Genomic DNA, 14,278 nt, shown 5'->3' with positions numbered 1-14,278 from the left:
TTTATTAAACTAGTCAATTTAAACGAAATATTATGGCAATAGTAAAACCTTTTAAGGGAGTAAGACCTCCTAAAAATCTCGTTGAGCAAGTTGAGTCTCGTCCTTACGATGTTCTCAATTCTGAGGAAGCACGTGCCGAGGCAGGCGATAACGAGAAGAGCCTTTATCATATTATTAAACCTGAAATCAATTTCGAACCAGGTACTTCTGAGTACGATCCTCGCGTTTATGAAAGCGCTGCAGAGAACTTCAGAAAGTTCCAGGAGAATGGCTGGTTAAAACAGGATGATAAGGAACAGTATTATATCTATGCACAGACTATGAATGGTAAGACTCAGTATGGTCTTGTTGTAGGTGCGTATGTAAACGACTATATGACGGGTGTCATCAAGAAACATGAGTTAACACGCCGCGATAAGGAAGAAGACCGTATGAAGCATGTTCGTGTATGCAATGCCAATATCGAACCAGTATTCTTCGCTTATCCTGATAATGAGGTGCTTAACGGACTTCTGATGCGTTATGCAGCAACAACACCGGAATATGATTTCATTGCTCCAATTGATGGTTTCCGTCATCAGTTCTGGGTTGTAAGCGATGATCAGGATATTGCCACAATTACAGCGGAATTTGCCAAGATGCCTAGCCTTTATATTGCTGACGGCCATCACCGTTCTGCTGCAGCAGCTCTGGTAGGTGCAGAAAAAGCTAAGCAGAATCCTAATCATACAGGTAAGGAGGAATATAACTACTTTATGGCAGTTTGTTTCCAGGCAAGTCAGCTTACCATTCTCGATTATAACCGAGTTGTGAAGGATTTGAATGGCCTGACTTCTGATCAGTTCCTCGATGCTTTGACAAAGAACTTCGAAGTGATAGATATTGATGCAATCAATGTGAATGTATCTGGTGATGAAGAGGGCATACCTTGCTATGAAAAGATGGCTATTGATGATGCTATCAGCCAGTTTGGCTTGGATATTCTGAAACCAGCTGCTCTCCATTCTTTCCTCCTCTATCTGGACGGTAAATGGTACGGTTTGTTTGCCAAGCCGGGAACCTATGATGATGCTGATCCAATCGGCGTGCTCGATGTGGATATTTCATCTCGCCTGATTCTTGATGAAATTCTGGGTATCAAGGATTTACGTTCTGATAAGCGCATCGATTTTGTGGGCGGTCTTCGCGGTCTCGGTGAGTTGAAACGTCGTGTGGATAGCGGTGAGATGAAGATGGCACTTGCTTTGCATCCGGTTACTATGCAGCAGATTATGGACATCGCTGACAGTGGTAAGATTATGCCACCTAAGGCAACATGGTTTGAACCAAAGTTGCGCAGCGGTTTGATTATTCACAAGTTGGATTAATGATAGACGAATTTAAGACTATATCAGATACGATAGGCGAGGGATATTACACCGAGAAAAGGAGTAAGTTTCTCGCCTTTGCTCACCATGTTACAACTGTTGACGAGGTGAAGGAAATTGTTGCCGGGTACCGTAAGAAATATTACGATGCCCGACATTGTTGTTATGCATATATGCTAGGTCCTGAACGGACAGAGTTCCGTGCCAATGATGATGGCGAACCTTCTTCTACGGCAGGAAAACCAATCCTCGGCCAAATCACGAAATCAGAATTGACGGATATTTTAATTGTCGTCATCCGATATTTCGGAGGAGTGAAATTGGGAACCAGCGGACTCATTGTTGCTTATCGTGAAGCTGCCATTGATGCTTTGGCTCATTGTGAGGAGGTTACGCAACAGATAGAGGAAATAGTAACCTATGATTTTACTTATCCGATGATGAATGATGTGATGAGGATAGTCAAAGATATGAATCCGCGTATCCTGGATCAGACTTTCGATAATACTTGCAGTATCAAACTCTCTATCAGAAAGAGCGAGGCTGAGCAGTTACGTTCCCGTCTGAAAAAGCTGTCGTTTGAATAGCAGATAACTGACAGACAGATGAATAACAGCTGGGTAAATAAAAAGAGGGTGTGTTATAAGCTTGGATAACATATCAGTAATATTCCAACAAAAAGAGGGTGAATCATTAATTTATGATACACCCTCTTTTTGATGGTTATTTCTTTTGAATTTATCCCTTTTCTTCCAATTCCTTCTGCAATCGGATGATTTCATCGCGATATTGGGCAGCTTGCATGAAGTCGAGGTCTTTGGCTGCTTGCTTCATCAATGCCGTAGTATTGGCAATGCTCTTCTCCAATTCTTCCTTGCTCATACTGCGAACAATAGGGTCGGCAACGAAGGCTGCACTTTCCGGTTCCACGTAGACGCGAGGCTTGGAACCCTCGGCTCCCATCGGAACAATCTTTGCTCCTTCTTCCTTGCTAGTAGGCAGAGCTGAGGTTATTGCTTTCACAATCTGTTTTGGAGTAATGCCATGGTCGGCATTGTATTTCAACTGGATGCTTCGGCGGCGGGCAGTTTCATCTATAGTTTTCTGCATGCTGTCTGTGATGTTGTCTGCATACATGATTACCTTGCCGTTCACATTTCGGGCTGCACGGCCTGCCGTCTGGGTCAGAGAACGGTGACTGCGCAGGAAACCTTCCTTATCTGCATCGAGAATAGCTACGAGCGAAACTTCCGGCAAGTCGAGTCCTTCTCGTAACAGGTTGACACCCACCAGTACATCGTATACTCCTGCACGGAGATCGTTCATGATCTTTACTCGGTCTAAGGTTGCCACATCACTGTGGATATAGGCAGCCTTTACGTTGTGATTGAGCAGGAACTCAGTGAGCTCTTCTGCCATGCGCTTTGTAAGAGTCGTAATCAGAACTCGCTCGTTGCGGTGTGTTCTTGTTAATATTTCGTCCAGAAGATCATCTATCTGATTCTCACTTGGACGGACTTCGATTTCCGGATCCAGGAGTCCTGTAGGACGAATCAGCTGTTCTACAACCACGCCTTCGGCTTCTCTCAATTCATAGTCTGCCGGAGTTGCACTTACGTAGATGGCCTGCGGAATGAGATCATGAAATTCCTCGAACTTCAGCGGACGGTTGTCGAAGGCAGCAGGCAAACGGAAACCATATTCTACCAGGTTCTTCTTTCGTGCCCGGTCGCCTCCATACATGGCTCCAATCTGCGGGATGCTCACATGGCTCTCGTCAACCACAAGCAGGAAATCTTTAGGGAAGAAATCGAGCAGGCAATACGGGCGTTCTCCTTCATGCCTGCCATCAAAATAGCGGGAATAGTTCTCGATGCCCGAACAGTGGCCCAATTCCTTGATCATTTCCATATCATATTCTACACGTTCCTTGATGCGCTGTGCCTTGATTCCATCTCCAATACTCTTGAAGAATTCTACCTGTTTAACCAGGTCGTCCTGAATTCTGCGAATGGCACTTTCCTGCTGTTCTTTTGTTGTTACGAAAAGGTTGGCTGGATAAATCTCGTAATCTTCGAACGAGGCAAGGCGGTGATAAGTGAGCGAATCCACTTCTTCGATACTGTCAATCTCATCGTCCCACCATGTTACGCGCAAAACATGATCGCTGTAAGCCATAAAGATGTCAACCGTTTCGCCTTTCACTCTAAAGTTGCCACGTTGCAGTTCTATGTCATTTCTAACGTAAAGTGCATCAACGAGTTTTCTCAGAAATTCATTTCTGTCGAGTCGCTGCCCGCGATGAATCTTGATGATGTTCTCCTGCATCGCCACAGGTCCGCCCATACCATAGATGCACGATACGGATGAGACAACGATGACATCCTTTCTGCCCGAGAGAAGGGCAGAAACAGCACCGAGTCGCAACTTGTCTATTTCATCATTGATGGCGAGGTCTTTTTCTATATATGTATCAGTCGTTGGCAGATAAGCTTCCGGCTGATAATAGTCGTAGTATGAAACATAATATTCTACTGCGTTCTCAGGGAAGAAACCCTTCATCTCCTGATACAGTTGGGCTGCAAGAGTCTTGTTGTGGCTCAAGATGAGCGTAGGCTTCCCCACGTTGGCAATCACGTTTGCCACCGTAAAGGTTTTACCCGAGCCGGTTACACCCAACAACACCTGTGCAGGGTCTCCTTCAAGCACCCCCTCTGTGAGTTGCTTGATGGCTTGCGGCTGGTCGCCAGTCGGCTTATATTTTGATGTAATCTTAAAATCCATTTTCTTCCTGATTTCTTCTCAAAAGTTCTGTTTCAAGGTGCAAAATTACAAAAAAAACGCCATTAATCGTTATAAAGATTAATTTTTTACGAAAAAATGTATCTTTTCTTTTGCTAATAAGTAAATTATGAGTAACTTTGCAGTTCAAAATGAGAATTATGAAAAAATTGACTCTTATTGCATCGTGTGTTGCATTGCTCTTGTCGAGCTGTGCCCACGAATATAACCAGGTATTGAAATCAGGCGATTATACTTATAAGTATGAGTACGCCAAGCAGAGCTATGCCCAGGGCAAGTATTCCCGTGCCATTCCTCTTCTGCAGGAACTGGTAACGATGAAGAAAGGTTCTACCGAGGGTGAGGAATGTTTGTACATGCTGGCTATGGCCGAGTATGGTATGAAGGATTATGAGACTGCTGCAGAGTATTTCAAGAAGTATTACTCTTCTTATCCTAAAGGTAAGTTTGCTGAAAATGCAAAGTACTTTGTAGGAGAGAGTCTGTATCAGAATGCTCCAGAACCTCGTCTTGACCAGAGTACCACGATTACTGCCATCGCAGCCTTCCAGGAGTTCCTGGATCTTTATCCAGATGCCCGACTCAAGCAGCAGGCTACAAACCGCCTTTTTGCTCTTCAGGACCTCTTGGTTGAGAAGGAGTATAAGAGTGCCAAGCTCTATTTTGATATGGGCACCTATTTCGGCAACTGTACCAGCGGAGGCAACAATTATGAGGCTTGTATCGTAACTGCACAGAATGCGCTTAAGGATTATCCTTACAGCAACCGACGCGAGGAGTTTGCATCGCTCATCATGAAAGGTAAATACGAACTGGCAAAGATGAGTGTCGAGAAAAAGCAGCTGGAGCGCTATCAGGATGCTGAGGATGAGTGTTATGGCTTTATCAACGAATATCCTGATTCAAAGGACCGTGCACTTGCCGAGAAGTATATCGAGAAGTGCAAGCAGTACGAGAAAGAGCATCCGGAGTCAGCTCTCGACCAGCTTGGCAATAATGCCAATTAAAAAAAGCATATATATAATAAGGTAAAAACAATATAATAATAATAGTACTATAATTATGGATTTCAAAAAATCAAAGGCACCAGTAAACACAGTAACTCGCAACATTATGGATCTCTGCGATGATACCCATAATATCTACGAGAGCGTAGCTATCATTGCAAAGCGCGCTAATCAGATTTCTATCGAAATCAAGCAGGAGTTGAGCAAGAAACTTCAGGAGTTTGCTTCTTATAACGATTCTTTGGAGGAAGTTTTTGAGAACCGCGAACAGATTGAAATCTCTCGCTACTACGAGAAGTTGCCAAAGCCAACTTTGCTCGCTACAGAAGAGTTTATTGAGAATAATATTTATTGGCGCGATCCTACCAAGACATCTGCACCAATGGTTCACGAGAGCGAAATTTAATATTCCAGAGCTATATGATACAGCGTAAACAGACATTATTTCTGCTCTTTGCTGTCATCGCCATTGCTATCTGTCTTTTCCTTCCTATCGCCAGCATCGCAGCTAAGACGATGGGAGGAGACACTATGGTTTATAATCTCGGAGTGGTAGGGGAGGCAGGAATGCAGATTTCAACTACTTGCGTTCCTCTGTTCCTTCTGCTCGCCGTTTCAGCCATCATAGCATTGGTAAACATCTTTTTGTACAAGAATCTGAAGCTTCAGAAATCACTCTGTTCACTTGCCATGCTTTTTGCAGGTTTATGGTATGTAGATTATATCGTGATGTTCATGGGCTTGATTCCTGTTCCTGAAGCAGAAGGAACGATGAAGTTTCAGTTTGCCGCTTGCCTTCCTTTGGTAGCAATCATATTCGAATGGATGGCAATGAAAGGTGTGAACGATGACATCAAACTCTTGAGAGCAGCAGACCGAATCAGATAAAAAATGCTAAAAAAGCATTTGAATATCGATAAAAGTTTGCTCAATTCAAATAAAAGTAGTAATTTTGCACCCGCTGTCACGAGATGGCAGCATAAAATTCAAACCTCATTATAAATTAAATTAAAATTAAGATTTAAAAATGGCAACAAAAATCAGATTGCAGCGCGGCGGTCGTAAAAGCTATGCTTTCTACAGCATCGTAATCGCTGACGTTAGAGCACCACGTGATGGTAAATTTACTGAGAAGATTGGTACTTTCAACCCTAATACCAATCCAGCTACTGTAGATTTGAATTTCGAGCGCGCACTCTACTGGGTAGAGACAGGTGCACAGCCAACAGACACAGTTCGCAACATCCTCAAGGGCGAGGGCGTTTACTTGATGAAGCACCTCAAGGGTGGCGTTAAGAAGGGCGCATTCGACGATGCTGAGGCTCAGAAGCGTTTCGACGCTTGGAAGAATAGCAAGGACGCTAAGATTTCTGCTGTTCGCGAGGGCGATGCTAAGGCAAAGAAGGAAGCTGCTGCTAAGGAGCTCGAGGCTGAGAAGAAGATGAACGAGGCAATCGCTAAGAAGGTAGCTGATAAGAAGGCTGCTGCAGCTGCTGCTGAGGCAGAGGCTAAGGCTGCTGAGGAAGCTCCTGCAGAGGAGGCTCCAGCTGAGGCTTAATCTTCGACAGAATCTTCTTTTGAGATTTTAAAGTATAAAGGTTGAATTTCTCTTTCGGGAAATCCAACCTTTTTTTTGTTTCTTTTGATTATGGGTGATAAAAAGGAAAACAGTTATTCGCATATTCTGAAATATACAGGATTGTTTGGCAGTGTGCAAGGATTGGGAATTCTTGTAGGAGTTTTGCGCAATAAATTTACGGCGCTCTTCCTCGGACCTTCTGGAATGGGACTGCTGTCTCTTTTCAGCTCAACGATTTCTGTTCTCAGTTCTGCGTGTAATTTCGGCATTCCTACAAGTGGTGTTAAATTTATTTCTGAAAAGGAACATGCTGCAGATGAATCGCAGTCCGAAAAGGCTGATATCGCCGGGGCGGTTCTTCTTGTCCGCACCTATAGTCTGCTTGCTGCATTTTTCGGAGCCATCGTCTGTGTTCTTCTGGGTCCGTTACTCAATGGGTTTACTTTTTCCTGGGGCAATCATACGCTACATTTCATTCTCCTGGCACCAACCATTTTCTTCACGATTCTGGCTGGAGGTGAAACAGCCATTCTGAAAGCTACCGGACAGTTGCGTGCGTTGGCGATGCAGGCAAGTCTTCTGGCTATTCTTCTGCTTTTGGTTTCGGTTCCGGTTTATTGGATATTTGGTGAGAGAGGTATTCTGCCCGTTCTGTTCATTTTGGCATTTATGCAATGGGCTCTGAATTTTCGATATTCCCGACGAGTTGTACGGTGGGGCGTAAATATGCGAAAAATGACGCTAGTTGCAGGTTTCCCACTTTTACGACTTGGCGGGGCATTTGTACTTTCGGGTTTGATGAATAGCGGATGCGAATTTCTGATTCGTGCCTTTTTGAACCAACAAGGCGATCTGGAAGTTGTCGGACTTTTCAATGCCGGTATAACGATTGTCTTTGTTTATGCGGGAATGGTGTTCTCGGTCATGGATCAGGATTTTTATCCCCGTCTCTCCGGCATTTCGGGTTCCAGAAAAAACGAGGAGTCTGTTAAAGAGCGCAATCTCTGTGTGAACCGCCAGCTTGAAATGAATGTCCTGTTGCTGGGGCCTATCGTTGCAGCTATCATTTTGGGTCTGCCTCTCATTATTCCGATATTATACAATGCCCAGTTTATGGGGATGCTCCAGATGACTCAGCTTGCTGCTGTTGCCATGTTGTTCAAGGCGGTTTATCTTCCAATAGAATATCTCCCGTTGTCAAGGGGAGATTCCACACTTTTTCTCATTCAGGAAAGTTTTTGTGTTATCTTGCTAATAGTCTGTGAAATCGCTGGTTATCAGTTAGATGGATTGAGAGGAGTAGGAGGGGGTATTGCCGTTGCTTATGCCATAGAGACCATTGCCGTTTTGATTTTCAGCAGAGCCGTTTATGGTTATCATTTATCCGCTCTTGGTTTCAGATTCTGTATCTTTCAGCTTCTGATTCTGCTCCTGGTGTTGTTCCTGGTTTTCATGATCAGTTATCGTGATTGGCTTTACTGGCTGATTGGCGTAATCATAGCACTTATGAGCACATCGTTTAGTTTTAGGAAAATTCGAAAACTGGTTAGATAAAAATAGAAATACTGTAGGATAAATTATTTTCTCCGAAAGATAGAAGAATATCTCCGAAAGATAAAAAAATATCTTTCGGAGATATTTTTTTATTCCAGTAGGATATTGGATTATTCCAGTAGGATAAATAAAGAAAAAGCCTTGAGAATCAGCTGATTCTCAAGGCTTTTATATGCTTTGTATCTCAAAGAAATTACTTCTTGTTGATAGCGAGGTCGATAGCTACAGCGATAGCAACAGTAGCACCTACCATAGGGTTGTTACCCATACCGAGGAAGCCCATCATCTCTACGTGAGCAGGAACTGAAGAAGAACCTGCGAACTGAGCGTCTGAGTGCATACGCCCCATAGTATCAGTCATACCGTAAGAAGCAGGACCAGCAGCCATGTTATCTGGGTGCAAAGTACGACCTGTACCACCACCAGAAGCTACTGAGAAGTATGGCTTACCAGCAGCAATACGCTCCTTCTTGTATGTACCAGCTACTGGGTGCTGGAAACGTGTAGGGTTTGTAGAGTTACCAGTGATTGATACGTCTACATCCTCGCTCCAGTTGATAGCAACACCCTCGCGAACGTCGTCAGCGCCATAGCAGTTAACCTTAGCACGTGGACCGTCGCTGTAAGCGATGCGGTTAACAACCTTCAACTCACCTGTATAGTAGTCGAACTTTGTCTGTACGTATGTGAAACCGTTGATGCGGCTGATGATCTGAGCAGCATCCTTACCAAGGCCGTTCAAGATAACGCGCAATGGGTTCTTGCGAACCTTGTTTGCCATCTCAGCAATCTTGATAGCACCCTCAGCAGCAGCGAAAGACTCGTGACCAGCCAAGAAAGCGAAGCACTGAGTCTCCTCACGGAGCAAACGAGCAGCCAAGTTACCGTGACCAAGACCAACCTTACGGTCGTCAGCTACAGAACCTGGGATGCAGAAAGCCTGCAAACCGATACCGATAGCCTCAGCTGCATCAGCAGCAGTCTTAACACCTTTCTTGATAGCGATAGCAGCACCAGCTACATACGCCCACTTAGCGTTCTCGAAGCAGATACGCTGAGTATCTTCACACATCTGATAAGGGTCAACACCTGCGTCCTCGCAGATTTGATTAGCCTCTTCCAAGCTCTTGATACCGTTAGCATTAAGAGCAGCAAGAACCTGCTTCTCGCGACGTTCCTGACTTTCGTAACTTACTTTTCTAATCATATCTGTATCTCCTTATTATTCTTTACGTGGATCAATAGCTTTAACAACACCCTGCTCAGCAGTTGTACGACCGTAGCTACCTGTGAACTTCTTGACAGCCTCGTTAGCGTCCATACCGTTCTTGATAGCTTCCATCATCTTGCCGAGGTGAACATACTCATAACCACAAACCTGGCTGTCCTTATCGAGGAACTGCTTTGTGATGTAACCCTCTGTCAACTCGAGGTAACGTGTACCCTTAGCTACAGTACCATAGAGAGTACCAGTCTGTGAACGAAGACCCTTACCCAAGTCCTCAAGACCTGCACCGATAACGAGACCGCCCTCAGAGAAAGCGCTCTGGCTACGACCGTAAACAATCTGGAGGAAGAGCTCGCGCATAGCTGTATTGATAGCATCGCATACGAGGTCAGTGTTCAAAGCCTCAAGAATAGTCTTGCCTGGGAGAATCTCAGAAGCCATAGCAGCTGAGTGAGTCATACCAGTACAACCGATAGTCTCAACAAGAGCCTCCTGAATAACGCCTTCCTTGATGTTCAAAGAGAGCTTGCAAGCACCCTGCTGAGGAGCACACCAACCCACACCGTGAGTATAACCAGAGATGTCTTTGATCTCTTTTGCCTGAATCCATTTTCCCTCTTCAGGAATTGGAGCTGGTCCGTGGTTAGGACCCTTAGCGACAACGCACATGTTGTCTACTTCTTTAGAATAGATCATATTCGCTAAATTTTATATTAATGAATATTATAAGTATAAAGTTCTGTACTTAATTCATATTGTTTTGCTGAAACATCGGTGCCATCACCTCAATTCCGAGCACAAAAGTACAAAAAAAATCCGGAAAATACCTAAAATTGGGTATTCTTTTTAACTCTTTAACCTAATATTTAGATTTTTTCTTGGGTTTATGCACAATTTCATGTATCTTTGCAAACTGAAAATTGCAATTTTGTAGATTATGATCGAAGTAAAGATAAACGATGCCAGACTTCAGCAGGCTGCCGAGGCAGGCATGGATGAATTTGTAAAGGCTTTCGTGGACGCTATCCGCGAAGCGATTGGTGGTGAACTGACTGCCGAAACCATGGCGCAGCTCAACAGCGACCAGATTACTCTTCTGGCTTGGGATATCCTGCATGAGGAGATGATGGATGGCGGAATGGTTCAGCTCATACATAACGGTTACGGTGCTTTCCTCTGGAAGAACCCTACCGACAAGGCGTTTAAAAACTGGGGATTGACAGAACTCGCCAAACTCATCAAGAAGAGTCATTTCCTGTATAAGACAAACCATGAGGAGATTGAGCGCGATCTGACCGATGAGGAGTTTATGGCGCTCTACGAGAAATTTCCTGAGTTTGATGATTTTGACGATGAGTTCGTTGAGAACGAAGAAGAGTGGACCAGCAAGGTTGCCTTCTACATCGATGATCATATCGACAATTTCTGCGAAATTGTCAAACTATAAACTTATAATACATTATTATATATATGAACAAGCAAGAACAGGAACTCCGTAAGAAGAGTCCGATACAGATACGCAACAAGAAGGCTTCGTTCGAGTACTTCTTCGTTGATACTTATACCGCAGGCATTGTGCTTACGGGTACAGAGATAAAGTCAATCCGTGGCGGAAAGGCTTCGCTGGTAGATTGTTATTGCGATTTCTATCAGGGCGAACTTTGGGTCAAGGGAATGAACATCTCTCCTTATTTTTATGGTTCTTTCAGCAATCATGAGGCTCGCCGCGACCGCAAGCTTCTTCTCACCAAGCGCGAATTGCGCCGTCTTGAAGAGGACAGCAAGCAGCCTGGTTTCACCATTGTTCCAACCCTCATCTTTATCGATAATCACGGTAGAGCCAAGGTGGATATTGCTCTCTGTAAGGGAAAGAAGGAGTATGACAAGCGCCAGACTCTGAAGGAGAAGGAAGACAGAAGAGAGATGGATAGAGCAATCAAGCACTTTTAGACAATGATGAATTTAAGAGAGATTGTGAAGGAGAAAATTCTGATTCTCGATGGTGCCATGGGTACTGAGATTCAGAAGTATAATCTTACAGAAGAAGACTTCAGAGGCGAGCGGTTCCGCGATTTGCCGGGTATGATGAAAGGCAACAACGACATGCTCAACATTACTCGTCCTGATGTGATATCTGATATTTACCGACGCTACCTGGAGGCTGGTGCCGATATTATTACCGCAAATACTTTTTCGTGCCAGCGCATTTCGCAGGCTGATTATCACCTGGAGAACTGCGCCCGCGAAATGGCTTTCGAGGGTGCCCGACTGGCACGTATCGAATGCGATAAGTTTTCTACGCCTGATAAACCTCGCTTCGTTGCAGGAGATGTGGGACCAACCAACAAGACTTGCTCCATGAGTCCGGACGTCAGCAATCCTGCCGCCCGCGAGATTACCTACGATGAACTTTTCACCGATGTATGCGAACAGGTGGACGGACTTATCGAAGGCGGTGCTGACGTGATTCTCATCGAAACCATCTTTGATACACTCAACTGCAAGGCGATGATAGATGCAGCGCTCACCATGATGAAGAAACATGGAGTAGAGTTGCCTGTCATGATCAGTCTTACGGTAAGTGATCTGGCGGGCAGAACGCTCAGCGGTCAGACAGTAGATGCTTTCCTTGCTTCGCTTTCTCCTTATCCTATCTTCTCTGTCGGCATGAACTGCGCCTTTGGTGCTCCTCAGATGAAACCTTTCATCGAGCACATGGCTCAGGTTGCACCTTATTATATTAGTGCGCATCCTAATGCCGGTTTGCCTAACGAAATGGGCGAATATGATGAGACAGCCGAATCGATGGCTCCGCAAATAGCCGAATTCATCGATGAAGGTATCGTGAACATCATTGGCGGATGCTGCGGTACAAGTCCCGAATTCATCGCTCATTATGCCCGTATCGCTGAGGGTAAGAAGCCGCACCAGGTGGTGGAGAAACCTAAGTATATGTGGCTCTCGGGATTAGACCTTCTGCAGGTCGATGATTCCGTACATTTGCCGGTTGACGCCAGTCGGTTTGTCAACGTGGGTGAACGCTGTAACGTAGCTGGTAGCAGGAAGTTCCTGCGTTTGATTAACGAAAAGAATTATGAAGAAGCCATCGGTATTGCCAGAAAGCAAGTGGCTGATGGAGCAGCTGTCGTTGACGTGAATATGGACGATGGTTTGCTTGATGCGAAAGCCGAGATGGTTAATTTCCTGAATATGATTGCAGCCGAACCTGACATTGCGAAGGTTCCGGTGATGATCGATTCTTCCAAATGGGACGTCATCGTGGCTGGCTTGAAGTGCTGCCAGGGCAAGTGTATTGTCAATTCCATCAGTTTGAAGGAGGGTGAGGAAGTATTCCTTTCTCATGCCCGCGATGTGTTGCGCTATGGTGCAGCCGTTGTTGTGATGTGTTTTGATGAGGTTGGTCAGGCTACCACTTTCGAGCGCCGCATCGAGATAGCAGAACGTGCTTATCATCTTCTGGTAGACAAGTTGGGCATGAATCCGCTCGATATCATCTTCGACCCGAACGTACTTGCCATAGCTACCGGTATGGAGGAGCATGATAATTATGCCGTTGAGTTCATCCGTGCAACGGAGTGGATTCATCAGAACCTGCCTGGCGCACATGTCAGCGGAGGTGTCAGTAACCTCTCGTTCTCATTCCGTGGCAATACTTACATCCGTGAGGCTATCCATTGTGTTTTCCTGCATCATGCCCAGCAGGTAGGTATGGACTTTGGTATTGTAAATGCCAAAGCCAGAATGGATTACAATAAAATTCCTGAAGAACAGCTTCTTCTCATCGAGGATGTGGTGCTGAATAGAAGGAAAGGTGCAGCTGACGAACTCATCGAGCTTGCGGCAGAGATAAAAGCCCAGGCTGATGCTGCCAAGGCTGCAGCTAAGGCAGGCGGTGTTGCTCCCAAGAAACCGGCTGCTCCTGAATGGCGAAAGGAGAGTGTGGAAGAACGTCTGAAGTATGCGCTGAGAAAGGGAATCACCGATTTCCTGCAGCAGGATATTGACGAAGCACTTGCCAAATATCCTCATGCAGTAAACGTAATTGAGGGTCCTCTGATGGACGGCATGAACCTGGTAGGCGAACTTTTTGGAAAAGGCGAAATGTTCTTGCCGCAGGTTGTCAAGACGGCTCGCACGATGAAATCGGCAGTTTCTATCCTTCAGCCTCATATCGAGGCAGAAAAACAGGGTGGAGCAACAACTGCCGGCAAGATTCTGATGGCAACTGTGAAGGGCGATGTTCATGATATCGGAAAGAACATCGTATGCGTGGTTATGTCATGTAACAATTACGAAATCATCGACTTAGGTGTGATGGTTCCAGCCGAACAGATTGTACAGAAAGCTATCGATGAAAAGGTAGATGCAATCGGTTTGAGCGGACTTATCACCCCTTCGCTTGAAGAAATGGTTCATGTGGCCCGAGAAATGCAGAAGGCTGGTTTGCGCATTCCTATCATGGTAGGTGGGGCAACGACGAGCGAACTGCATGTGGCTCTGAAGATTGCGCCTGAATATGACGGACCGGTCATCTGGGTGAAGGACGCATCGCTCAATGCCGGAATCTGTGCCCGATTCCTCAACGAGGCTGAATGTCCTAAGTTTGAGGCGGAACTGAAGGAACGCTACGAGAAACTTCGCCAGAACTATCATGAAGAGCAGGCTAAGATAGCCTCGCTCTCAGAGGCAAGAAAGAACAAGCTGGAGCTGTTCTGACAAG

General features: G+C 45.2%; 13 protein-coding genes. 10 read left to right on the top strand and 3 right to left on the bottom strand.

Annotation, left to right across the window (positions count from 1 at the left end):
• Positions 1-32: 32 nt before the first annotated feature.
• Both FO447_RS05490 and FO447_RS05485 read left to right on the top strand, forming a co-directional pair.
• Entirely contained in the window at positions 33-1,367 is a 1,335-nt protein-coding gene (locus tag FO447_RS05490; protein ID WP_153137474.1) for a DUF1015 domain-containing protein, read from the top strand.
• Entirely contained in the window at positions 1,367-1,954 is a 588-nt protein-coding gene (locus tag FO447_RS05485; protein WP_006849028.1) for an IMPACT family protein, read from the top strand. The genes FO447_RS05490 and FO447_RS05485 overlap by 1 nt, the downstream gene beginning before the upstream one ends.
• 151 nt (positions 1,955-2,105) lie before the next feature.
• Here FO447_RS05485 and uvrB read toward each other — a convergent pair whose 3' ends face one another.
• Positions 2,106-4,151 carry an excinuclease ABC subunit UvrB gene (uvrB, locus tag FO447_RS05480; protein WP_119235963.1) on the bottom strand — a complete coding sequence of 682 codons (2,046 nt, stop codon included), beginning with the start codon at positions 4,149-4,151 and terminating at the stop codon, positions 2,106-2,108.
• 158 nt (positions 4,152-4,309) lie between these two features.
• Here uvrB and FO447_RS05475 point away from each other — a divergent pair, with 158 nt between their 5' ends.
• From FO447_RS05475 to FO447_RS05455, 5 genes are all read left to right on the top strand, one after another.
• Entirely contained in the window at positions 4,310-5,176 is an 867-nt protein-coding gene (locus FO447_RS05475; RefSeq protein WP_118253384.1) for an outer membrane protein assembly factor BamD, read from the top strand.
• Positions 5,177-5,231: 55 nt separating this feature from the next.
• Positions 5,232-5,582 (top strand): DNA-directed RNA polymerase subunit omega, encoded by a 351-nt coding sequence (locus FO447_RS05470; RefSeq protein ID WP_006849031.1) that lies wholly within the window; start codon positions 5,232-5,234, stop codon positions 5,580-5,582.
• Between the two features lie 14 nt (positions 5,583-5,596).
• Positions 5,597-6,064 carry a DUF4293 domain-containing protein gene (locus FO447_RS05465; RefSeq protein WP_006849032.1) on the top strand — a complete coding sequence of 156 codons (468 nt, stop codon included), beginning with the start codon at positions 5,597-5,599 and terminating at the stop codon, positions 6,062-6,064.
• Positions 6,065-6,203: 139 nt separating this feature from the next.
• Complete coding sequence (locus FO447_RS05460) at positions 6,204-6,734, top strand: 30S ribosomal protein S16 (protein WP_022121818.1); 531 nt, start codon at positions 6,204-6,206, stop codon at positions 6,732-6,734.
• A gap of 90 nt (positions 6,735-6,824) precedes the next feature.
• Complete coding sequence (locus FO447_RS05455) at positions 6,825-8,309, top strand: hypothetical protein (protein ID WP_200758034.1); 1,485 nt, start codon at positions 6,825-6,827, stop codon at positions 8,307-8,309.
• Positions 8,310-8,502: 193 nt separating this feature from the next.
• Here FO447_RS05455 and FO447_RS05450 read toward each other — a convergent pair whose 3' ends face one another.
• Both FO447_RS05450 and FO447_RS05445 read right to left on the bottom strand, forming a co-directional pair.
• Complete coding sequence (locus FO447_RS05450) at positions 8,503-9,516, bottom strand: GGGtGRT protein (RefSeq protein WP_022121816.1); 1,014 nt, start codon at positions 9,514-9,516, stop codon at positions 8,503-8,505.
• 15 nt (positions 9,517-9,531) lie between these two features.
• Positions 9,532-10,233 (bottom strand): iron-sulfur cluster assembly scaffold protein, encoded by a 702-nt coding sequence (locus FO447_RS05445; RefSeq protein WP_006849036.1) that lies wholly within the window; start codon positions 10,231-10,233, stop codon positions 9,532-9,534.
• Positions 10,234-10,474: 241 nt separating this feature from the next.
• On the opposite strand from FO447_RS05445, the gene FO447_RS05440 reads away from it, so the two are divergent.
• The 3 genes from FO447_RS05440 to metH are packed head-to-tail and all read left to right on the top strand — an operon-like array spanning position 10,475 to position 14,274.
• The gene (locus FO447_RS05440) at positions 10,475-10,984 is read left to right on the top strand and encodes a DMP19 family protein (RefSeq protein ID WP_200758032.1); all 510 of its coding nucleotides are present in this window, start codon (positions 10,475-10,477) and stop codon (positions 10,982-10,984) included.
• Between the two features lie 23 nt (positions 10,985-11,007).
• Positions 11,008-11,487 (top strand): SsrA-binding protein SmpB, encoded by a 480-nt coding sequence (gene smpB / locus FO447_RS05435; RefSeq protein WP_006849038.1) that lies wholly within the window; start codon positions 11,008-11,010, stop codon positions 11,485-11,487.
• A 3-nt stretch (positions 11,488-11,490) separates the two neighbouring features.
• Positions 11,491-14,274 (top strand): methionine synthase, encoded by a 2,784-nt coding sequence (gene metH / locus FO447_RS05430; protein WP_200758030.1) that lies wholly within the window; start codon positions 11,491-11,493, stop codon positions 14,272-14,274.
• Positions 14,275-14,278 lie beyond the last annotated feature (4 nt).

The sequence above is a fragment of the Segatella copri genome (assembly GCF_015074785.1).
GTDB lineage: Bacteria > Bacteroidota > Bacteroidia > Bacteroidales > Bacteroidaceae > Prevotella.
Note: the sequence above shows the minus strand (reverse complement) of the source record. Positions and strands in the feature narration are given on the sequence as shown.

Coding starts and splice junctions, on each gene's coding strand:
- FO447_RS05490 (WP_153137474.1), top strand. CDS start 33: ATGGCAATAGTAAAACCTTTTAAGGGAGTAAGACCTCCTAAAAATCTC.
- FO447_RS05485 (WP_006849028.1), top strand. CDS start 1,367: ATGATAGACGAATTTAAGACTATATCAGATACGATAGGCGAGGGATAT.
- uvrB (WP_119235963.1), bottom strand. CDS start 4,151: ATGGATTTTAAGATTACATCAAAATATAAGCCGACTGGCGACCAGCCG.
- FO447_RS05475 (WP_118253384.1), top strand. CDS start 4,310: ATGAAAAAATTGACTCTTATTGCATCGTGTGTTGCATTGCTCTTGTCG.
- FO447_RS05470 (WP_006849031.1), top strand. CDS start 5,232: ATGGATTTCAAAAAATCAAAGGCACCAGTAAACACAGTAACTCGCAAC.
- FO447_RS05465 (WP_006849032.1), top strand. CDS start 5,597: ATGATACAGCGTAAACAGACATTATTTCTGCTCTTTGCTGTCATCGCC.
- FO447_RS05460 (WP_022121818.1), top strand. CDS start 6,204: ATGGCAACAAAAATCAGATTGCAGCGCGGCGGTCGTAAAAGCTATGCT.
- FO447_RS05455 (WP_200758034.1), top strand. CDS start 6,825: ATGGGTGATAAAAAGGAAAACAGTTATTCGCATATTCTGAAATATACA.
- FO447_RS05450 (WP_022121816.1), bottom strand. CDS start 9,516: ATGATTAGAAAAGTAAGTTACGAAAGTCAGGAACGTCGCGAGAAGCAG.
- FO447_RS05445 (WP_006849036.1), bottom strand. CDS start 10,233: ATGATCTATTCTAAAGAAGTAGACAACATGTGCGTTGTCGCTAAGGGT.
- FO447_RS05440 (WP_200758032.1), top strand. CDS start 10,475: ATGATCGAAGTAAAGATAAACGATGCCAGACTTCAGCAGGCTGCCGAG.
- smpB (WP_006849038.1), top strand. CDS start 11,008: ATGAACAAGCAAGAACAGGAACTCCGTAAGAAGAGTCCGATACAGATA.
- metH (WP_200758030.1), top strand. CDS start 11,491: ATGATGAATTTAAGAGAGATTGTGAAGGAGAAAATTCTGATTCTCGAT.